General features: G+C 65.2%; 17 protein-coding genes. 3 read left to right on the top strand and 14 right to left on the bottom strand.

What is annotated here, in order from left to right; genetic code table 11:
- Window positions 1–2: 2 nt before the first annotated feature.
- Window positions 3–185, bottom strand: coding sequence for a hypothetical protein (locus HNR51_RS06685; protein ID WP_210279858.1), 183 nt, complete (start codon window positions 183–185; stop codon window positions 3–5).
- A gap of 1 nt (window position 186) precedes the next feature.
- A complete protein-coding gene (locus tag HNR51_RS06680; protein WP_239681530.1) occupies window positions 187–435 on the bottom strand; it encodes a hypothetical protein in 249 nt (82 codons plus the stop codon).
- A gap of 154 nt (window positions 436–589) precedes the next feature.
- Here HNR51_RS06680 and HNR51_RS06675 point away from each other — a divergent pair, with 154 nt between their 5' ends.
- Window positions 590–823, top strand: coding sequence for a helix-turn-helix domain-containing protein (locus HNR51_RS06675; RefSeq protein WP_182554392.1), 234 nt, complete (start codon window positions 590–592; stop codon window positions 821–823).
- A gap of 846 nt (window positions 824–1,669) precedes the next feature.
- On the opposite strand, the gene HNR51_RS06670 is transcribed toward HNR51_RS06675, so the two are convergent.
- The 11 genes from HNR51_RS06670 to HNR51_RS06620 form a co-directional block, all read right to left on the bottom strand.
- Window positions 1,670–6,451 (bottom strand): phage tail tape measure protein, encoded by a 4,782-nt coding sequence (locus tag HNR51_RS06670; protein ID WP_182554391.1) that lies wholly within the window; start codon window positions 6,449–6,451, stop codon window positions 1,670–1,672.
- A gap of 93 nt (window positions 6,452–6,544) precedes the next feature.
- The gene (locus HNR51_RS06665) at window positions 6,545–6,952 is read right to left on the bottom strand and encodes a hypothetical protein (RefSeq protein ID WP_182554390.1); all 408 of its coding nucleotides are present in this window, start codon (window positions 6,950–6,952) and stop codon (window positions 6,545–6,547) included.
- On the bottom strand, window positions 6,945–7,112 hold the full coding sequence (locus HNR51_RS06660; RefSeq protein WP_182554389.1) for a hypothetical protein: 168 nt from the start codon (window positions 7,110–7,112) through the stop codon (window positions 6,945–6,947). Before HNR51_RS06660 ends, HNR51_RS06665 begins: the two co-directional genes overlap by 8 nt.
- Before the next feature lie 71 nt (window positions 7,113–7,183).
- Complete coding sequence (locus HNR51_RS06655) at window positions 7,184–7,591, bottom strand: hypothetical protein (RefSeq protein WP_182554388.1); 408 nt, start codon at window positions 7,589–7,591, stop codon at window positions 7,184–7,186.
- Between the two features lie 497 nt (window positions 7,592–8,088).
- A complete protein-coding gene (locus HNR51_RS06650; protein ID WP_182554387.1) occupies window positions 8,089–8,778 on the bottom strand; it encodes a hypothetical protein in 690 nt (229 codons plus the stop codon).
- A gap of 69 nt (window positions 8,779–8,847) precedes the next feature.
- Entirely contained in the window at window positions 8,848–9,564 is a 717-nt protein-coding gene (locus tag HNR51_RS06645) for a recombinase family protein (protein WP_182554386.1), read from the bottom strand.
- A 218-nt stretch (window positions 9,565–9,782) separates the two neighbouring features.
- Window positions 9,783–10,277 carry a hypothetical protein gene (locus HNR51_RS06640; RefSeq protein ID WP_182554385.1) on the bottom strand — a complete coding sequence of 165 codons (495 nt, stop codon included), beginning with the start codon at window positions 10,275–10,277 and terminating at the stop codon, window positions 9,783–9,785.
- A 127-nt stretch (window positions 10,278–10,404) separates the two neighbouring features.
- Window positions 10,405–12,885: a primase-helicase family protein gene (locus HNR51_RS06635; RefSeq protein WP_182554384.1), complete on the bottom strand. Its 2,481-nt coding sequence runs from the start codon at window positions 12,883–12,885 to the stop codon at window positions 10,405–10,407.
- Between the two features lie 82 nt (window positions 12,886–12,967).
- A complete protein-coding gene (locus HNR51_RS06630; RefSeq protein ID WP_182554383.1) occupies window positions 12,968–13,297 on the bottom strand; it encodes a hypothetical protein in 330 nt (109 codons plus the stop codon).
- Window positions 13,284–13,544 (bottom strand): helix-turn-helix transcriptional regulator, encoded by a 261-nt coding sequence (locus HNR51_RS06625; RefSeq protein ID WP_182554382.1) that lies wholly within the window; start codon window positions 13,542–13,544, stop codon window positions 13,284–13,286. Before HNR51_RS06625 ends, HNR51_RS06630 begins: the two co-directional genes overlap by 14 nt.
- 235 nt (window positions 13,545–13,779) lie before the next feature.
- The gene (locus HNR51_RS06620) at window positions 13,780–14,970 is read right to left on the bottom strand and encodes a tyrosine-type recombinase/integrase (RefSeq protein ID WP_182554381.1); all 1,191 of its coding nucleotides are present in this window, start codon (window positions 14,968–14,970) and stop codon (window positions 13,780–13,782) included.
- 132 nt (window positions 14,971–15,102) lie between these two features.
- Between HNR51_RS06620 and HNR51_RS06615 the strand changes: the two genes are divergently transcribed.
- Complete coding sequence (locus HNR51_RS06615) at window positions 15,103–15,333, top strand: hypothetical protein (protein WP_182554380.1); 231 nt, start codon at window positions 15,103–15,105, stop codon at window positions 15,331–15,333.
- A gap of 1,063 nt (window positions 15,334–16,396) precedes the next feature.
- Window positions 16,397–18,721 carry a PAS domain-containing protein gene (locus tag HNR51_RS06610; RefSeq protein ID WP_182554379.1) on the top strand — a complete coding sequence of 775 codons (2,325 nt, stop codon included), beginning with the start codon at window positions 16,397–16,399 and terminating at the stop codon, window positions 18,719–18,721.
- A gap of 163 nt (window positions 18,722–18,884) precedes the next feature.
- Here HNR51_RS06610 and HNR51_RS06605 read toward each other — a convergent pair whose 3' ends face one another.
- On the bottom strand, window positions 18,885–19,778 hold the full coding sequence (locus HNR51_RS06605; RefSeq protein WP_182554378.1) for a Crp/Fnr family transcriptional regulator: 894 nt from the start codon (window positions 19,776–19,778) through the stop codon (window positions 18,885–18,887).
- Window positions 19,779–20,029: the final 251 nt, after the last annotated feature.

The following is a 20,029-nucleotide window of genomic DNA, read 5'->3' as shown; positions in this document are numbered from 1 at the left end:
CCTTAGAGGTTCACTAGCTCTCGGTCGGTATCGCTGCCGCGCAGCCAGATGAGCTGGCTGTCGTGGCCCTCCGGCGCACCGAGCGATGGTTCGAAATCCGCGCCGTCCTCGAGGTCGGCATCGCCGTCGAGCGCGTCGAGCATGGCGATGAGCCGTTCGATGGCGTCCTCGATCTGCTGGCGCATCTCAGTGGCTCCTGGCGCGTCGAGCGGCCTGCCAAGCGGCTCTGAGCGAGACGGACATCGCGACGGCCCACGTCGAGCCGTAGGAGAGCTGATGCGCCTTCGCGGTAGCGACGGCGGCGATCATGATGCCGGCGCGATCGAAGAAGCCATCAGCCTTCACCAACGCGACCTTGCCGACACGGGCGGCAAGCTCGATGCGACCACGAGCGCCGAGTAAGCCGGGCGGAACCTGAAGGCGGTCGGCGCGCATGTCGCGGCGGGCGGATGACCAAGAGAGGGAGCGGTGGGAGGACATCGCTTGATCCGTCGTTTTTCGATCGTTCGAGCGATAAACGACGGTTTAGGAAGTTTCAAGCCTTATTGGTCAGACTTGTCGTTTTTCGACGGATCTGAGACACTAAACCATGATTTCTGCCGCACAATGCCGGGCCGCTCGCGGCCTCCTGAACTGGACCCAAGCCGAGCTGGCCGCCGCCGCTTCGGTGGGGGTTGTAACCGTGCGTCAGTTCGAGGGCGCCAGCGCTGAGCCCCGTCCGGCTACTCTGACGGTGATCCGTCAGGCGTTCGAGACGGCAGGCGTCCAGTTCATCCCGGAGAATGGCGGCGGGGCCGGCGTGCGGATGAGGGATCGGAGTTGAACCGCCGGAGCTGATCTCGGCGCACATTCCACACCGAGACCACTCGCAGCTCACCGAGCCTCAACCCGGTCTAGAAACTCGCGCACCGCGCGGTTGATCACGACTGTCCGCGCCTCCCCGAACCTTCTAGCAACGACATCGAGCCGGTCCACCAGATCCGGCATGAACAGCACCGTGACTTGGAGCTTGTTCCCCATCCGATAGCCCTTGCCCTTCGGACGTGCCTTGCCCGCTCTTTGCGTCTGAAGCTTTGCGTCTGTCCTACCGTTCATGATCAAGATGCCTCCGACTTAAATTTGCGGGCATCTTGAATAGCCGCATCTACGTTCATCAGCGTGTACAGCTCTGCATGCTCGAACGGCATTTCAGAGCCTTTGCTAAATCTATAAAAATCTGCTCAATAGCCAGAACTGCGCGTGAACTTGGTACGATGCGGACCGCTTGCCGGGAGCTTCCACATGGTCTCGGTGTGGTAAGCACACCGAGACCATGTATTTCAAACTTCAGTCTGCGGCGTAGTGGCAGGGAACTTCCCTATCAACATCCTGTGAAAATTTAGTGATGCTAACAGTAATTTTTGGACCCCAAGGCTTCTCTTTAGGCTCCTTGCCCCGAGCCTCGTAAACTAGGTCATTCGGTCCAAGGCTGATTATGTGCCGAACCTGCCCCGTGCTCGTCACGTAGCAAAGGCCCTCAGCCAACGCCGCCGGTTGTACAGCCATCTCGTTTTCTCGCAGCCTGTTTCAGTGGCGCGAGCATCTGGTGCGGATCCTAAAAGGATCAAGGTGAAGCTCGGCTTCCTTCCGGCATTCAAAGGGACGGACGCAGCCGCGCATCCTGGTGCCTTCAGCCTCCGGCTGCTACCCTCTTGATGAGCTGCCGAATGGTGCCGCCCTTCTGGATGTTGTCGCCAATCGCATAGACGATCTCATTGGGACCGGGCGGGGGCACCTGGTCCCGGTCCACCACATAGACCGCGGTCTCCGCCTTCGCCGAGCTAGCGAACCGGGTCGGCTCTACCGGGGGAGCCTTCGCCATCACGCCCGCGCCCATAGTGTTCATGCGGTCTAGGGTCTCCCGGCCGATCACGTCCACCGCCGACCGCTTCAGGACGAACTCACCAGGCATGAGGGTTCGGGGGACGCTATCCCGGTTCGGCACCCCGCCCGTGACCATGCCGCCGAGCGCCATTCCGGGCGCGGCTGGCGCACCGAAGAAGCTGCTGAGGATCGAACCGAGCCCCCCACCAGCACCGGATGCGGTGGCGCTGCTACCACCCCCGATGAAATCACCGAACAGGGCCTTCATGATCTCGTTGGACGCGGCCTTGCTCGCGATCTGCGCCATGTCGGTGAGGAGGGAAGTGGCGAAGGTCTTGAAGGCGTCCTTCCCCCTCACCGTGCCGGTGGCCAGGCCCTGGAACAGGTTCGCCATCGAGCCCGACATACTGGCCATGGACTGCTGCCAGTAGCTGGCCATCTCCTGCGCCGCTGTCTTGAACTCCCCGGTTTTGCGGTCCACCAGCCCGGCCGACGTGAAGAAGTCCAAGGATCCGCGACTGAGCGCGGCCCCGATGTCATCCCGGCGCGCCTCTACCCCCCGCTGGAGGTTCGCGTTGGCGCCGTATTCGGCCTCCCGCTTCTTCAGCTCGGTGATCCGCTCCTGGATGGCCGCGCGCCCGGTCTCGCTCAACAGCCCCTTGTCGCGGAGCTGTTCGAGCTGCTGTTCCAGGGCCAGCTCCTCCGCCCGGATGGCTGCGGTCTGGCCCTCCAGCTTCAGCCGGTCGGCGGCCTGGCGCGCCGCGGCGTCGGCGGCCTGCACCTCGCTGGCCCCTACCTTCCCGGCCGTCTCCTCGCCCTTCAGGAAGTCGGCCCGCGCCTTGGTGCGCTCGGCCTCCTCCCGGTAGGTCTTCAGCGTGGCCTCACCGATGGCCCGCGCGTTCTCCTCCACCAGCTTGGCGGCCCGGTCGGCATAACTGCGCTGGATCCGCGCCACTTGGTCACCCTGCTCATCGGGGGCGAGGGAGGCGAAGCGGTCGCTGGTGCGCTCTCGCTGGAGGTCTTTGTCCCGGAGGGCGGCCAGGTCGGTAATGGTCCGGGTGGCCGGCGCGAGGTCGGGCGTGCGGCCCACGGCCCGGCGGTCCAGGGCGAGCCGGTCGGACAGCGCCTGCTCATCACGGGCAAGCTGCCGTTGCTCCAGCGCGATCCGCTTCTGGCGGATGGCCCTGGCGTTGGCCTCATCCGTCGTCGCGGCCTCCGCCCGCGCCTTCCGGCCGGCGGCCTCGCTTTCATCGAGCGCGTCCCCGGTGGGTGTCACCAGGCGGTCGGCGCGGGTGGCCTTGGCGTTGAAGGCGGCCAGCAGCCGGGCCGTGAACTCGGCTGAAGTGTCGCCCTCCCGGCCACCGTTGGCGGTGATGGCCTGCCGCGCCCGGCCCGCCTCCACCCCGGCATCCATCAGCGCCTGGATCGCGCCGCGGTTCGGGTTGGCCAGCAGGGCCGATCCGCCCGTCTCGCCTTGGTTGTACAAGACGTAACGGTTCTCGTCGGAGAGGTTCAGGCCCTTGGCCTGGAGGGTCTTGTCGATCTGGTCGAAGTAGCGGATCGCGGCCAGGGCCGACTGAGCCACGTCGGTGGGATCGGACAAGCCAAAGTCCGCCGCCGTCCCCCTGGTGAACTGGAACACGCCCCGCGCCCCGGTGGAGGAGACCGCCGCCGGGTTGAAGTCGCTCTCGAAAGCGCCGAACCGCATCAGGGTCCGCAGCCGGTCGTTCCGGCCGGCACCCTCCGCCGCGTCCGCGATCTGCCGGGCCACCGCGTTGCCGGCCGCGGATAGGGCCGGTGTCCGATTGAAGCCGGTGGGCGCGGTGACCGCTTCCCGAGCCAGCCGGAGCTGGCCCTGCTGGTCCACGATGCCGATGGCCTGCTGAAGCAGCTCGCGCACCTTGGCGGCCAGCTCGGCCGCCTTGTCCACCGTGGTGGCCGGGCCGCGGATTTGCTTTTCGAGCCCTGCCACCTGGGCATCGAGCACGGCCTTCTGCCGGCCGAGCGCCCGTTCCTGGCTTGCCAGCAGGCTCTCCGTAATCCGCCGGCGGGCCTCCGCCACGCGGTCGGTGTAGCCGGCCAGGCGCGCGTCCAGCTCCTCATTCGCGGCGGCCAGCCGCTCGCGCAGCTCGGGCCGGCGCTCCACCTCATCCGGGTTGGCGGTCTCGGCCTCAATGAGCTGCCGGGCGATGGCGCGCTGGCGCTCCATCAACGCCTTCACCTGTGCCTCGATCTCGCCCGGCTCGGCCGTGTCGCGCGTGATGCCGGCCCGCTTCATCAGCGTGTCGATCTGCGCCGCGGTGGCCTTCCGCTCGGCCTGAAGCTCGCGCGTCAGGTCCGGCCGGATGCTGGAGGCGATTTCGTCCAGCTCCTTCGTCACCCCGCGCCGGAGGCTCTTGAGCTGGTCCGCGATCCGCGCGCCGGCCTCGGTGACCGTCTTGTCGCTGGCTCCTGCCGCCTTCAGGCTGTCCAGGTAGGTCTCGAACTGAGCCTCCAAGATGGTGGCGTCGGCTTGCGTCTCCCGGATCGCGGCCACGATCCGGTCCTTCTTCTCGGTGCCGGTGAGGCTCCGGTCGGTGTCCACGGCCCGGCTGCGCTCGGCCAGCCCCGCCTGGAGGTCGGCCGCACGCTGCCAGAACGCCTGGAACTCGGGGGCCTGCTGGAGGCGGGACACGTCGGCACGGGCCGACAGCTCGGTGAGCTTGCCCTGCGCCGCGATGGCCCCGGCGTTGGTCTTCACCGCGTCCGCGAACAGGGCCGCGATCTTGTCCAGACGGTCCAGTGTGTCGGTGATGGCCGCCAGGCGGAGGGGGTTCGATGCGTCCAGCCGGAGCGGCGCGGCCTCGCGCTCCAGGCGCTGGCGCTCATCCAGGATGAGCTGCTGGTAGCGGGACACCCCGAGCGGATCATCCTGGCCGAGCGAGGCCGGGTTGCGGATCACGTCCAGCAGGGGCTTCAGGGCGGTGAGGCCGGCGCGGGCCAGGCCGGTATCGTCCGAGCGCGGGCCGCGGGTGGCCGCCGTGGGGAAGCGCGGGTCCGAGAACTCGGGAGCGTTGCTGCCGAGCGCATCGGCAATCCGCTGGTCGGCCGAGCGCCGATCCACGTTGCCCTTGGTGACCAGAGCGTCCAGCTCCTTCGCGGTCACGGCGAACTGGCGCTGTAGCAGCTCGGTGTTCTGGGACTGAAGCTCGGTGCGCAGCCGGCGGTAGGCCGCGATCAGCTCGTCAATGGAGGCGGCGTTGGCCGAGATGCTAAGCCCGAGGTCGCCGAACGCTTTCTGAGCTTCCAGGATGGTGTTCCGGCGAAGCACGGGGTCGGCGTTCAGCTTCTCCCGGCGCTCCAGCAGGAGCCCGAGCTGCTGGTCCAGCCCGCTGATGCCGGTCTCGGTGCTCTGCTGCTGGGACAGCACCTCGTTGCGGACGGCCCGCACCTGGTCCAGGGCCTCCTTCGCACGCTCGGTGTCCGACAGGATGCGGGCGAGGTAGGCACCGCCACCGATGGCCGCGCCGGTCGCCGCGATGGCCAGCACCGCCGGGTTGGCGAGACCGGCCAGGAGCGGGGCGAGGCTGGCCGCGAGCGAGCCGAGCCGGAGGCCGGCGGCGGCCACCGCGATGGTGCCGAGCCCGGTGCCGACGATGGGGAGCACCACCCCGAGCTTGTCGGCGGCAGTGGTGAGCGCGGACGCCCCGTCCACCGCGCTGGTGAGCCCGGTGACCATCGGCCGGAGGCTCTTGTCCAGCAGGCCGAAAGCGACGTTGCCGAACCGCGTCAGAGACGCGGTGAGACTTTCGTTTGCCTTTGCCGCGCCCTCCGTCGCCGCGTTCGACAGGGTGAGGTCGCCACCGAGCCGCTTGATTACGTCCACCTGGCCGAGCATGGCCGAGAAGGCGGAGGCGGCTCGGAGGTCCAGGGAGCGCAGGGCCTCGGACGTGCCGAAGCCCGCCCGGCGCAGGTTCTCGATCACCCCGATGAGGCCGTTGGCCCGGAGGTCCACGTCAGCCATGCTGAGGCCGACCTGGCGCAGGCCGTCCTTCAGCTTGTCCGTGGGGGCGGTGAACTCCTGGAAGAACTGCCGGAGGCCGGTGCCGAGCGTGGACCCCGACTTGATGCCAGCTTGCGCCATTCCACCGAGCGCCGCCGTCAGCTCGGTGAAACTCACTCCGCTGTCGCGCGCCACGTTGGCGGCGTAGCTGATGCCAAGCTGGAGCTGGTCCATGCCTAGCTTGGTGCGGTTCAGCGCACCCACGAACACGTCGGCCACGTCGCCCGACCGCGACGCTTCGAGGTTGTAGGCGCCGAGCACAGCGGTGATGGCCTCCACCGACTGCTGGAGGGTGGACCCGGACGCTGCGGCGAGGTCGAGCACCGGCTTCAGCGTCTGGCCGACGCCCTTTGCGGACAGACCGATCTGACCGAGCTGGATCGAGACGCCCGCCAGCTCGGTGACGGTGAACCGCGACGTGGCGGCGACGGCGAGGAGCTGGTCCCGGAAGCCGGCCATCTCGGTGTTGGTGGTCTCAGTGATCGCCTGGAACTGCCGGAGACGGTCATCGAACTCGGCGATGTCCCGGAGCCCGGTGCGGAGCACCGTAATGCCCGCACCAATGGTGGCGTAGTTGGCCGCGATCTGCGCCTGGAACCCGAACAGGCCGCCGCCCGCGCCGGGGGGGATACCCCCACCCTAGCCACCATCGGCACCGGGTGGGATACCGCCGGGGAAGCCGCCCGGCGGAGTGCCACCGGCACCACCCCCGGAGGCTGGCGGAGGTGCCGAAGCGGCTTGCCGGGCCGCCGTCAGGGCGGTGGTGGCGGCCCGAAGGTCGGTCTCGGCCTGGCGGAGCTGGTCCCGGAGCCCGGCCTGGAGGTCGCCGCCCGTGCGGGAGGCGGCCAGCTCGGTGCGGAGCTTGGTGACGGATGCTAGCAGCGGTTCGACGGTTCGCACCGTGCCCGCGAACTGGTCCTGGAGCGCGCGAGCGCTTTGGACCGTCGCGCGGATGTACTGCGCCGCGCGCTGGAGGCCGGTGTTCAGGGCCGTGTCGTCCAAGACGACATCGACATCCACCTGAGAGTTGTCGCCGCTGCTAGCCATTTACCATCTTCGCGAAGGCCAGCATGTCATCCACACTGGAAAGGGTTTCCTCAGACGTGGATTGCTTCGCACCGAAGATCTGGCCCGCCGTGTAAATGAGGCTCTCGGTGAAGGACATCGCCTTCACCATCTCGAATTGAACCTTCAGGTCGGTGAGCATGATGAGGTCTTCGAAGGTGTACGACCAATACACGACCGGCAGTGCGCTCGGCTTGACGCCGAGCGTGAAGATTACCGTGTCTCGGAAGCTGAGCCCGCCAAGCCATTCATCGACGACCCGACATCCTTCAGTCGCTCCCCGTTCGCCGCGAGGCTGCGCAGGTGTTTCTCCAGTCGCCCGAGAAAAAAATCCGAGAGGTGATCCTTCACGAAGTCCAGGACCGCCTCCCCGTCCTCGACGGAGAGCTGGTGGAGGTTCACGCTCTCGTCCTCGATCCGCCGGCCGCGCACGTCGCGGGGGGCCAGGCAGATGTCCATGACCGCCTGGCGGGTGGCGGCGTCGAAGTCCACGTCGGGGAGGCGTTCGAAACTGCCGACCAGCTTGGCCAGCTCATCAAGTCGGCCGAAGTACATCGTTACCTCAACCGGCTTATCACCGATCTTGATGTTGATGGTCGGGACGGGAGAAGCAGCGTTCATCTTGTTCTCGCTTGAGCATTGGCGCTAAGCGATAGGTGGTTACTGTTACGGGCGACGCAATAAGTCGAGGCTGTTCAAATCCTGTCGATCCATCTGCTTTCCACGTGCATATCAAGTGGAAGCAAGATCTTTGATGCGATCCAGCACCCGCTTCACCGCAACGGCGGACCACAGGGTGGCTTGAGGTGGTGCGATACCGGCCCGGTTCAGGCCAGCCGCCAGGGCTCGCAGGGACGCAGCGCCTCTGGTGCGCAACTCGGTGATGACTGGCGCGAGGTCAGCGGCCCGCCTCTGGGCCCGGCCGGAACGGATCGCGGCCGACGCCTGCGCCGCTTGGCGGGCCAGGGCGGGGAGGTGGTGGGTCATGAATGAGAGGTGGGCGTCGGCAAATGGCTGAGCAAGGATCGCTCACACGGCGCGATCGCTTATTGCTTGGCTCTTATTACAAGACCCGCGATGCAAATATTTGATATCTTCACAGCAACCACAACAAGCAATCAATCCAATTCAGCTTCGAAGCCATTTCTTATCCCAAGTGCATCTAAATACCGGCTAAACCCGCCTCTTGGCATATAATCCAAATCACGATTGCCGATAGCGCAAGAAAAAATCCCTCGCACGAATTCTTCGAAACTTTTGCCGCTCTCGAAATTTAAATCAATCGGAAAATTTGCAATATATTCAGTCCCCGAATAGAACCTAATTCCAACTTTAGAATAAATTACAACATAGGATGCATCCCCAGCAATTCGACGCATTCTCCTGCATTGTTTGAGTAGATACTCCTTATCTTTTGTGCCGCTCGGCATTTTAAGAAACTGTCCCTCGCCATCGTACAGTTTTGCTTGTATAAGAGCCGCCTTGCGTATAGGCTCGCCATCTATCTCCGCACGAAATCCCATTAATATATCAGCGCCAGAATAATTTTCTTCTGAGGCGGCATGTCGGCTCTTCGTAGCGCGAGCATGAACCGTATATTCTCTGGAAGAGGTTGCACCGTAGCCGGTTATATAGCTGGCTTCATGTTGTAGCTTCAGATCATTCAAGCCATCTCTAAGGGACGAAACAAGCGCACTCGAAAAATCATCTTCATCAACGATATCTCCATCGCGGAAGTCATTGCACTTCCGCGCTACGACATTTTTGACGATATCGGCAACAGCGTCCAGCGAATGCTCATTGAACATCTGCACACTCATCGTGAAGCGGTTATGATGTCCGCAAGTAGGGCTACGATGCGGGGATCATCGGTGATATCAATCGACCCTATATTTGCGCGCGCTCGGTGAGGGAAGGGGCTCGGTACGAGCCAGGACGCGCCTCACAGCGGTGGCAGTCCAGGCGGCGCCCCTTGGCGTGGTGATGCCGCGCCGGCCGAGACCAGCAGCGATGTCGCGGAGCGATGAGGCCCCTTCCGAACGCAACTCGGCGATGTCTCGCGCGAGGTCTGACGCTCGGTCCTGAGCCTTTGAGGACCGCGCCGAGGCAGAGGCTTCAGCCGCCCTACCGGCCTGCGCCGGGAGGTGGTGCGTCGGACCACCAAGCTTGACGCCTCGCTCCTTCGCGGCGGCGAGAGCGGCCTTGGTTCGGGCCGAGATCATCTTCCGTTCGGCCTGCGCCACGACGGCCATGATCCCGACGACCATCTCGTTGGCCTCCGGCATGTCGGCCGCGACGAAGCGCACCCGAGCCCGCTGGAGCCCGAGCAGGAAGTGAGCGTCACGGCTGAGCCGGTCGAGCTTGGCAATCACCAGGGTGGCGTTGTGGAGGCGGCACAGACGTAGGGCCTCGGTGAGCTTCGGCCGGTCCGCACGCTTTCCGCTCTCCACCTCCACCAGCTCGGTGACCAGTAACCACCGGCCCCCATTGAGGAAGTCGGTCACCGCCTTGCGCTGAGCCTCCAGCCCGAGGCCGCTGTCGCCCTGGCGCTTGGTGGAGACGCGCAGGTAGCTGACGAAGCGCCCTTCGGCCATGGTCGATGCCTCGGTGTCGGTGACCAGTACGGACGTACTGGCTAGCGACACACTTCATGGATGAGCCAGACCTTGTTGGTCAATCAAACAATCTCATGAACAAATACAATAAATATCTTGACAGCACATTGTCTTGGGATGGGTGGGTGCTTTTTTACAGATATTAATTCACCTCAATAAACACTATGTGCCATAAATTCTTTCGGAATTTTCGAGTTTTATTTTGATGATAACAGAGAGGCGAGGTAGTCTCGGAAGCCGGCTGAGGTGAACGCCACACCACCAGGGGGGCGGGGGCCGATTGCCTCCGCATACATCCGCGCGAACGCCCGCACCTTGTCCGGGTCGGTCACCTCTTGGTCGAACCCGGTGAGGAGGCTGCGCCTCCAGGTGTTGAGAGGGTCGAGCCGTTCCCCACGCTTGGCAGCGAGCCAGGTGAGAATATCGGAGACCTTGTAGACCAGGGGCGAGCCGGTGCTGCGCCGGAACCACGCTGCCGGCATCGGATCCGGCGTCAGGCGCCGATTGCGCCACACGTTCCAGGCGCCGGGGTCCGCCCCGATGGCGGTGGTGACGGCGGCGGAAGTGACCGGGGACCAGGCGAACACCCCCGGAAAGCTCACCTCGGAGGCCGGCGGGAGCGCCCTGAAGGGCGTCGCCGGCTTCCTCATAATAACCGTGGGGTCGGTCTCAGATCGCAGATCGCAGTACATGGAAAAAACTCCTAGACCTTTCAGATTACCGAAGGAGGGCCGGGCGCTTGCCGCCCGGTCCTCCTCCCTGGTGGCAACACAGTCCCCCAAGAGTTTGTGATGGGTACTGCGATCCGCGACTGTGCGATTAGCCGCCGGTCCGCCGCGCCGCCTCCTCCATCGCCTTCCGGAGCGCCGCGTCCCGCATGTCAGTCACGTTGTCCCCGGCGTCGCCAGGGAGGCGCAGGAACTCCTCCTTCAACTCCTCACGGGTCGCCGTGGTCCAGCGAGCGGTGTTGCGGATGGCCCACGGGCGGGGCTTCTTCCCGGGGCCGATGACCAGTTCCAGGTGCTTCCCGTCCTCCACGTTCACCGGCTTGCCGCTCACCGCCCGGATCACGTTCGCGATTTTCTGCGGGCTGATGCGCTCCAGGGTATGAGCGTAGTCCGACACCTTCAGAGCGTGGACCACCTCCTTCACCTCCACGATGTCCTTGTGGAACGGGGCCATCCGCTCCGTGATCAGCTCACCCAGCACCTGCGCCACCGGGGTGCGGCTGGCCTTCGTGGCCGTCTCCTTCGCCGTCGTCATGGGCGGCTCGCCCTTCGGCTTGAAGCCCTCCAGGCTCACCTCATGCTGGAGGTGGTAGGCGAAGGCGGCCAGCACCGTGTCATCCCGGTCCAGCACCTCGTACAGGCGCTCGAAGAAGGCCCTGTGCTCCCGCTTCTCCTCCGCCGTCTCGGGGGTCGGCAGGGTCGCGGTGAGAAACCACCGGCGGTCGCCGGGCGGCAGGACAATCGGGGCGTCGTCGTTCGACACCATGGTGATCCCGCGCGGGGTGCGGCCCTGGAAGCTGCGGATGTACTTGTCGTGGACGGTGATGCGCTCCGCGACCAGCAGCTCCAGGGTGCTCTTGAACACCTCCAGGCGCTCGCCGTGGTGGGCTTCCTCGATCATCAGCACCTGGCAGTCCACCCACCTGGCGTTGTACGGGGACGCCAGCTCGGCGCCCTCTAGCTTGCGCGCGTTGCCCTCGCCGAACAGGCGGCCCACGATCCGGGTGTGGAACGTGCTCTTCCCGGTGCCGAAGCCACCCACGATGATGGCCCCGAACTCGATCTTCACCTCCGGGTGCCGGTACAGGTGGGCGAGGAACTGGAGGAGAAATCGGCGCTCGTCCTCGAGGGGGATGAGGCGGTCGAAGTAGTCCAGGATCGGCTTGGGGTCGCCCTTCACCGGGGTGATGCCGCCCTGGTGCCAGAGGTTCACCGCCTTCGTGCCGTCCTCCTCCTGGATGATCAGGTCGGGGTTGCCGGGCCGGTAGTCCCGCCGCTTCACCTTAGGCATGGTGGAGGAGGCCATCAGCTTGTCGTGCGGGTTGGGGCCGATCTTCGCCCGCACCCCGTCGCCGAACTCCTGCGGGTCCAGCTTCTCGCCGCTCGGCAAGTCGAAGTAAGTCCGACCCTTCTCCACGTAGACCGCCTCCCGCTGAACCTTGACCACGGCGCGCGGCTGGCCTGCCAAGGTTATCGGGCTCTTGATAGAGGCCCGGAACGGGCACCGGGCGCAGCCCTCGAACCCGATCTCCCCGGCCACCCGATTGCAGAGGATGGGGCCGGCAGCCTCCAGCACGTGGTCGATCTTCTGCTCCGTCTCCTCGAAGGTGTAGCCCGCGTAGGGCTCGGACAGCTTGTGCGACAGAACCCGGCCGTTCTCGCACCGGCTGGAGATGCTGAGCATGCCGGTCCACTCGGGCTCCGGCAGGCTCGCAGCGTCGGCCTCGCAGTGCTCCATCCACGCGCAGCCGGCCAGCACCGAGGCCAGGTTGTCGGGCTTGGCCTTCGCGATGGCCGCCTGCTTCGCCTGGTCGTTCAGCAGGGCCGAGGCCCCGCCGATCTTGGCCGCCGCCTTGGTGGTCACCTTCAGCTCGGTGGCCACGATGTTGAGCACGTCGTCGCGCTCGATCCGCTGGCCCATGGTCACTAGGCGCACGGGCTTGGCCGGGTTGGTCTTGTGGTTCCATGTGTTGGGGATCTTCACCACACGGCACAGGTCGGCCACACCGTCCAGCTTGTAGCCGCGGGCCTTGAACACGGCGCGCAGCCGCGCCAACCACGCCTCCGCCAAGGCCTTCTCGGCGACGCGCTCGGCCTCCGTCATCAGCATGACCGGCACGGCGTAGGTCCAGTGGAGGTGGCAGCCGCCGCCCGTGTGGATGATGACGGTGGGATCGGGCAGGCCAGCCGCCTGGACTAGCGCCAGCGCCTCGTTGAGGTCGGCCGGCAGCGTCATCGGATCGACCGGCTTCTTCGGCGAGCCGTGCGGCCCCTCGCGGGTGTCGATGTCCGCCCAGACGCCTGAGACGAAGCGCACGCCCTCTTCATCGCCGCGATCGAAGCCGCGAACCGCGCTCTGTTGGAGGCCGCGGGCCGCGTAGGTGTCACCGACCGGGCTCAGCTCATCGAGCTTCGCGACGGCCCCCTTCATGTCGGAGATGTGGAAGGAGTGGGTGCGCTTGTCGTTCTTGCCCCAGACGACGATGTAGCCGTCCGTCGCCCCGTCGAAAAAGTGCTTCAGGAAGTCGAGTGCATCGTTGCCATCAGCAACGTGATGATCCATATTCGACATGCAAGCAGTTCCAGCAAAGAGTTGCGGCGAAAAGTTTGGGCTCAGGTCGTGTAGGCAGCGACCTGAGCCTTTCTTTTTGGGTTCAGAGCCAGCCAAGGCTCCGCAACTCAGCATCCGCTTCGCGAACATTCGGGATCAGAGGCAGATGACTGCCATCGGTGATCCAGTAATCACCGCGATCCTGGATCTCGGCGCCGCAGTGAGCCCCACGGCCGCCCTCGCGGACACGGTTGACACCATGCTCATGGATGCGTCCGCACCGAGGGCAGCGAACCCGCCACATCTCCTCCCCCTTACGGGTCAGATACCGCTGGATGGTCGGCGCAATCGGGACCGTGATCGAACCGAAGGGCGTATGCTCCGTCATGTCGCCGATGCAGACGGGGGCGGGGGCAGGCTTACGCGCGGCCATTGTTCGCCTCCCCGGTGATCTTCTGCACATCGACCAGTTGGATGAGGGGCCGATCGCGGCTGGCAAGCCAGGCGTCGAGGTCGTTACGCCGGATACCGATGCGGCGTTCACTGAGCTTCAGCACGCGGGGACCGCGACCGGCATTGATCAGCCGATACATCGTCGAGCGGGACAGATCCGCGATCTTGCACGCGGCATCGAAGGGAAGAACGTTGTTGCTCTGCGGGCGCACGTCGCCCGTGGTCATGCTCTGATGCACGACAGCCTCCAACTCTCGATTTTGAGAAGCTGGGGTTCGGCTATCGCTGACGCGTAGCCTGTTCGCCGCCCGCACCCAGTCGCGGGTCAGAAATGAAATGTAACTGGAACTGCAGGCAGAGATAATGTCTCAGAACGTTCCGGACAAGGTCAGATCGTAACAGATTTGTCCGTCCGCGATTTTCATCTGGCTTCCATGTGGAAATCAAATGGATCTCAGGAGTCTATGCCTTTACCAACTTTTCGACATGGGCCGCCCACCGATCCATGGCGTCCCGTTTCTCTCGCGCGTAGTCGTGACGCTGGTAGACACCAACGATGCCGCCGAAGGTGCCGCTCGTGTGATTGATCGCTCGTTCCACGACCTCGATGGTCACACCGAGCCGGGCAGCGCCCGTCGCAAACGTGCGGCGCAAGTCATGGATGCGCCAAGGCACGCTGATACCGGCCCGCTTGTCGAGCCGGGACTTGGCATGCCCGAAGCCAGAGAATGGCCCGGTGCCGCGACCGAACACGAACTCCCGACCGTCCCAACGAGGCACGTCGGCCAAGATGGCGAGCGCAGTAGCTGACAGAGGGACATCGTGTGGCCGGTGGTTCTTCGTCCGCTCACCGGGCAGCGACCACACACCGCCGGCCAAATCGAGTTCCGACCACCCCATCTCGCCAACTTCATCGCGGCGCTGGCCGGTCAGGATCAATAGCTTGAGGATGCGCCCGAAGTCGTCATCCCCGCAAGCTTTCCACACGGCCGCGAGTTCGGTGTCCGACAAGACGCGCGCCCGCGCGGTTTCGGCTGTTGCCTTGTTCGTCCCGACGACCGGGTTCGTCTCGACCAATCCCTCGCCGATGGCCCAAGAGAAGAAACCGGACAGCACCGCTCGCGCGCGATTGGCGGCGTGTAGTCCGTACTGCTCCGCAATCTCTCCGAGCCGCACCGCCACATCGGCTCGTTTCAGCCCACTCAACGGATGGCCGTGGAGCGGCTTCCAGTGCACGTTGAGATGGTTCTTCATGTTGTAGACGGTCGTCGGGCGCAAACGGCCCTCCGCGCCAGCGATGTGCCGGCCGACGACAGCACCTACGGTGACTGCGGCTTGCTGTCGCACCTGACGTCTGACGGCGTGCGGATCGTCGCCGAGCGTGGCCATCGCCAGCCGTTCACGAGCCGCCGTCCGAGCCTCGGTCAGCGTCAGGGTGTTGGCGGAGCCCAACGTGAAGATCCGCGACGCGCCGCCCATCCTTGGCGGCCGGATCACCCACGTTGCCTTACCGCTCGCTCGAAGTCGGTAGCCGAGCCTCTGTACCTCGCTGTCCCATACCGTCCGCTCGGCCTGTCCTGGCTCCAGCGTGATCGCGGCCAGCCCGGTCTTGGTGAGTTTAAGGAGGTTAGCGGATGATGCGCGACGGGCCACGGCTCACTCGGATCTGGGGTGCATTGGGGGTGCAATCGAGCGAAACACCCCGATCTGTTATGGCACAGCCTGAAGCAAAAGTGAGGATGTCATCACTGATTTTGCTAGCAAAATTGCCTTGATTGATACCCCGTGACACCCCCTGAAACCATCGACATTGCTTTTGGTAATGAGGAGGTCGAGAGTTCAATCCTCTCTCGCAGCACCATTCTTCTCAATGACTTCGCTGTCGTTTGTGGAGTGCTCGAAGGTTCTCAGGAACCTGAGCCCTTAGCCCAAACCCGTGAGCCGGTTCACGACATGCCCGGCTCCCCCACCGTCGGCGAACGCGTCGCGGCCGGTCCGGCACCGATGAGCCTGTGAAGACAGCGCCTTTCGCTGGCGCCGCCAGCCCCATTGGCGGCGGCATGTTTTGAGATCGGCTGCGCTGAGGGCGATGAAGCACAGACGCGGCTCTCTGTGCTCGAGAATCGCAGCGAGCTGCTGCGATGACGTCCCCACATGTGAAACCCTGCCATCTCCAGCACGTCACGGTCCGGGAATGTCGGATGGTCTGGAGCGTTACGCACCGGCCACCCCGCCGGCAGGCCTTCATCGTGACCTCGACCTCGATGGCCGGCGACGAGGTTGGGACTGTTGCGGGGCCGCTCATGCCGCGGCCTCGGTGTCGCCAGGCACACGGGTGCTCAGCGCATCACCGCTGAAGTGCCAGTTGCGATGCCGCACCAGCACAGCAGGCCGCTGCGGGTCAGCTCGAACGCAGAGTGATACACGCGGCTGAGATCACCAGCAGCCGGCACGCTTGATCACATCGAAGATCTACCCCGCCGGCATGTAAAGCACCGCCATCGCTTTTCGCAAAAAGCTGCGGCGCTTGTGCGAGCTATCCGAAAGGATAGTCGCGTGAGGGATGAGAAAACAGGAAAATCGTCCCCGGCGGAGCAGCGTTCAGGATAGCCAATCCGGATTTGAAATACGCTTTCAGCAACGGTAACGATCGAGATCGTGCGCTTTGGCTTGATTCGGATGCGTAAATCGGCGACCTACCTGTCCGGGCACAACCTTTTATCTGGCGCGTTAACAACCGAAATCGCCCCGATTACAAATAAATCTATCTGCTTGTCATCGGATTATAAAAATTCTTTTTCTAAGATAATTTTATATTTTGGTGTCCGATTGCAATCAAAACATCAAGTTATCAGCCTGTTGGAATGCATCTTCGTAGCATTCCCCAATTTTTGTGGCACCGGAGGTGTGCGCATTGTCGCATATCAACTAGGCGTCGATTTGAGAGGGTCATCATCGCACCGTTTCAAACCAATGCGGCTCGGATCGCGGCCCTGCGCTGCCTCAGAGCCGCGTTTTTGCGCAGACTTCGCTTGACGTCGCGCGTCGCGAGACGAGGAGGGCGGGAGGCCTTTGCTCGATGAACGTCCCTGCGATCAGCTTGGATGCACCACCGCCCCATTCGCCGGATCTCCTCGCTGTGGGAGAGATCGCAGCGGTTCCGGCGATACTCGACATCATCTGCCACGCCACCGGCGTCGGCTTCGCAGCGGTTGTCCGGGTGACCGAAGAGCGTTGGCTGGCCTGCCGGGTCCGGGACGAGGCAAGCCTTGGCATCCGGGCGGGCGATGTGCTTCGCGCCGATACGATGCCCTGCCGGGACGCATGGCAGAAGGGTGAACCCGTCGTCATCAATGACGTCGGTGCCGGCGGGCGGTCCGGGAGCACTTCTGCGGGGAGGCCGTTCGGGTTTCGCAGTTACATCTCCTTCCCGATCGTGACGTCGGATGGTGCGGTCTTCGGTACGCTCTGCGCCATCGGTGTGCAGCCGGCCCGGCTGGACAGTCCGGAGATCGCGCACATCTTCCGGCAGTTCGCTGCCCTGATCGGAACGCACCTCGATGCCCGGCGGCGATCTGCGGGTGTCGATCATCGGCGGGAGAAAGTCGGCACCACAGCGCCGGATCAAGGTGGGCCACTCGCGACGCTGATCGAGCATCTGCCCGTCGCCGCGGGCCTGTTCGGACGCGACGGTCAGGTTCTCCTCGTCAATCCGGCCCTCCGGAACCTTGTCCGACGAACGCCGCCGTCATCCATTCCTGGCGAGGGACCGGGCTGGACCGGCTATGCGGCGGACGGCGCAATCCTCGATCCCCAGCGCCATCCGTTCCCGCGCGCCCTGCAGGGCGACATCGTCTCGGGCGCGCGCTTCCTCTGCCGGTCCGATGACGGAACCGAACAGTGGTTGCGGATCACCGGGTTGCCCGCTCCGGCTGCTGCCGTCGGGGACGGCCTGCGGATCGCGTCGGCCCCGGCCGCGCTCCTTCTCGTCGAGGCGGAGCACGGCTCGAACGGGACCGAGCATGCCCTGCGACGGAGCGAGGCCCGCTTGCAGGCGGCCGTCGAACTGGTCGGCCTGTCACCCTATGGCTGGGATCCCGCGACGGGTGCGCTGGAGTGGGACGCACGTCTCAAGGCGATGTGGGGACTGCCCGCGGACGCACATGTCGATCAGGCCGTCTGGATTTCGGCGATCCATCCCGAGGATCGTCCGCGGGTCGAGGAGGCGGTCGCCCGCTGCTGCGACCCGGCGGGGGACGGGGTGTACAAGATCGATTACTGCGTGATCGGGATCGAAGACGGTGTCGAGCGCTGGGTCTCGACCCATGGTCGAACCCAGTTCGAGGACGGCCGGCCCACCCGGTTCGTCGGGGTCGCGCTCGACATCACCGAGCGCAAGCGGGACGAGGCCGTGAGCCGCGCGTGCGAGGAACGCTTCCGACAATTTGCCGAACATTCCGCCAACGTCTTGTGGCTCGCCAATCTCAAGAGCCGGCGCCTCACCTATCTCAGCCCGGCCGTGCGGCATGTCTGGGGCGTCCCGCCGGAGCGGCTGACTTCCATCGAAAATTGGCTCGACACGATCCATCCGGACGATCGCGACAGCGTCGAGCGCGCCGTCGAGCGGGTCGGCAACGGAGACGTCGTCGTGCTGGAATATCGCATCCTGCGTCCCTCGGATGGGATCGTGCGGCGGATCCGGGACACCTTCTTCCCGATCCGCGGCGAGGAGGGCGGCATCCGCCACGTGGGCGGCATCGCCGCGGACGTGACGGGACGGACCGGAGCCCGCATCTACGTGGTGGACCGGGATGCGGAGTCGCGGCAGGCGCTGCTCGCCCTCCTGCATCCGGCAGGCTACGAGGTTCAACTCTTCGAGAGCCCCGCGGCGCTGGCGGAGGTTGCGGAATCATTGCAGCCGGGCTGCGTCATCCTCGACCTCGAGGCCGCCGAGCCGGACGGTCTCACGGTGGCGAGAGCTCTCAAGGTCGGCCGGCTCGCCCTGCCGGTGCTCGTGGTCGGGCGCAGCCACGGTGATGTCGGCTTCGGTGTGCGCGCCATGAAGGCCGGCGCCGTCGATTATCTCGAGAAGCCGTGGCAGCCGTCCGCGCTGCTGACCGCCGTCTCCGCCGCCCTGGCGGAGCTGCGCACCGACAACGAGCGCAGCCAGGCGCGCGACGACGCCAAGCAACGCATAGGCGCCCTCTCGGCGCGGGAACGGGAGGTGCTGGAGGGGCTGCTCGCGGGCGGTACGAACAAGTCGATCGGCCGAGCCCTCGGCCTCAGCCCCCGGACCGTCGAGATCCACCGGGCCCATGTGATGGAGACGCTAGGGGTTCGAACTCTGCCGGAGGCGGTGCTGATGGCTGCCAAGGCGGGTGTGCAGCCGACCGGCGCCCTCTGACCGAGGCTGAACGCCACGCTTCGCAAAGCCCGCGCGCCGCACTCTGCATCCGTCGGTCGATTGCCCGGGGGAACGGCTGCGTTCCCGCCCGATCCGGAAAGCAGGGCCAGGACAGGACCCTGGACACAGCCCAGAAGCGGGCCCCGGCGCCCGGAACGGGACGCTAGGCGGCCGGCCGATCGCTGACGCAGGGACGCAGCGGGATCGCGGCGGGCTCCAGATAGGACGCATCGTATTCGGCCAGCGTCCTGAGCCCCTCGGGCTTCAGGATCGTGAGCCTGCGGCCGGACAGTTCGATCAGCCCGTCACGGCGCAGCTTCTGCAGGACGCGGTTGATGTGCACGCACGACATGCCGAGCGTATCGGCCAGATCGGCCTGGGTGATGGGGAAGCTGTACTGATTGTCGGATGCGAGCCCGGTCGTCCGTAGCCGAAGCAGCATCTCGCAGAGGAAGTGCGCGAGACGCTCGGGGCCGGACCGGGAGCCGAGATTGGTGATCCACTCGCGCAAGATCGCGGCTTCGGTCAGCCGCATCATCTGGAGACCGCGGGCGATCCGCGGGCGGCGGCGGAGCAGATCCTCGTAATCGGGTCGCGGAAGCACCGCGAGCCGGCAGGCGGTCAGGGTTCCGAGGGCGCAATCGAGGGGCAGGCGGTACTCCAGATCGAGTTCGAACAGGTCGCCGGGAACAAGGTAGGCGGTGATCTGGCGCCGGCCGTTCGTAAGGTACTTGTAGCGGCAGGCGAAGCCGTCGAGCACGAGGATGGCGTTCTCCGGAACGTCGGACTGGTGCAGGAGCGGCGTCTGGGCCGGGAAGCGCCGGCCGGTGGCGGCCAGCCGCTCCAATTCGCGAAGATCGCCGGCGGTGAGATCCACGCAGGTTGAGAGCTTGCGCGAGAACGGATCGCGCCCCTCGTGCCCCGGCGAGCGCCGAGTCGCTTCGTCGGAGCCGGTGGATAAGGCGAGCGGATCGAGGTCCGCCGATGCACCGGCAAGCGCTTGAGCGGGCGCGGAAACGAGCAGCGAGGCGGGGCGGTCCGTAATTTTCGGAAGCATACGATACTCGATCGCTCAGGACGTTTTCATCCTGCGGCACTTTGTACGCTGCCGCATCCGTCACTTACCTTAGGTAGTCCCACATGGCCAGGGGTTGTACGCTCCCTTGTGGAGCCGATGGCTCGTTGCGGAAACTGGATTTGCCGGGCTACCTCCATCGCGGCAGGGCGATGGCGTCGCGCGTTCGGGCCATGTAACCTAAGCCAATCTCGGGCAGAGGTGCCACGCCCGTCCCGCACCGTCACGGCCCG

Source organism: Methylorubrum thiocyanatum (assembly GCA_014138645.1).
GTDB classification, from domain to species: Bacteria; Pseudomonadota; Alphaproteobacteria; order Rhizobiales; family Beijerinckiaceae; genus Methylobacterium; species Methylobacterium thiocyanatum.
Note: the sequence above shows the minus strand (reverse complement) of the source record. Positions and strands in the feature narration are given on the sequence as shown.

What these genes read in the sequence shown, in the direction of transcription:
- HNR51_RS06660 (WP_182554389.1), bottom strand. Translation starts at nt 7,112, where the DNA reads ATGCTCACCGACCTGAAGGTTCAATTCGAGATGGTGAAGGCGATGTCC.
- HNR51_RS06635 (WP_182554384.1), bottom strand. Translation starts at nt 12,885, where the DNA reads ATGTCGAATATGGATCATCACGTTGCTGATGGCAACGATGCACTCGAC.
- HNR51_RS06630 (WP_182554383.1), bottom strand. Translation starts at nt 13,297, where the DNA reads ATGGCCGCGCGTAAGCCTGCCCCCGCCCCCGTCTGCATCGGCGACATG.
- HNR51_RS06645 (WP_182554386.1), bottom strand. Translation starts at nt 9,564, where the DNA reads ATGGCCGAAGGGCGCTTCGTCAGCTACCTGCGCGTCTCCACCAAGCGC.
- HNR51_RS06605 (WP_182554378.1), bottom strand. Translation starts at nt 19,778, where the DNA reads ATGCTTCCGAAAATTACGGACCGCCCCGCCTCGCTGCTCGTTTCCGCG.
- HNR51_RS06625 (WP_182554382.1), bottom strand. Translation starts at nt 13,544, where the DNA reads ATGACCACGGGCGACGTGCGCCCGCAGAGCAACAACGTTCTTCCCTTC.
- HNR51_RS06685 (WP_210279858.1), bottom strand. Translation starts at nt 185, where the DNA reads ATGCGCCAGCAGATCGAGGACGCCATCGAACGGCTCATCGCCATGCTC.
- HNR51_RS06680 (WP_239681530.1), bottom strand. Translation starts at nt 435, where the DNA reads ATGCGCGCCGACCGCCTTCAGGTTCCGCCCGGCTTACTCGGCGCTCGT.
- HNR51_RS06610 (WP_182554379.1), top strand. Translation starts at nt 16,397, where the DNA reads ATGAACGTCCCTGCGATCAGCTTGGATGCACCACCGCCCCATTCGCCG.
- HNR51_RS06675 (WP_182554392.1), top strand. Translation starts at nt 590, where the DNA reads ATGATTTCTGCCGCACAATGCCGGGCCGCTCGCGGCCTCCTGAACTGG.
- HNR51_RS06640 (WP_182554385.1), bottom strand. Translation starts at nt 10,277, where the DNA reads ATGTACTGCGATCTGCGATCTGAGACCGACCCCACGGTTATTATGAGG.
- HNR51_RS06665 (WP_182554390.1), bottom strand. Translation starts at nt 6,952, where the DNA reads ATGGCTAGCAGCGGCGACAACTCTCAGGTGGATGTCGATGTCGTCTTG.
- HNR51_RS06650 (WP_182554387.1), bottom strand. Translation starts at nt 8,778, where the DNA reads ATGTTCAATGAGCATTCGCTGGACGCTGTTGCCGATATCGTCAAAAAT.
- HNR51_RS06655 (WP_182554388.1), bottom strand. Translation starts at nt 7,591, where the DNA reads ATGAACGCTGCTTCTCCCGTCCCGACCATCAACATCAAGATCGGTGAT.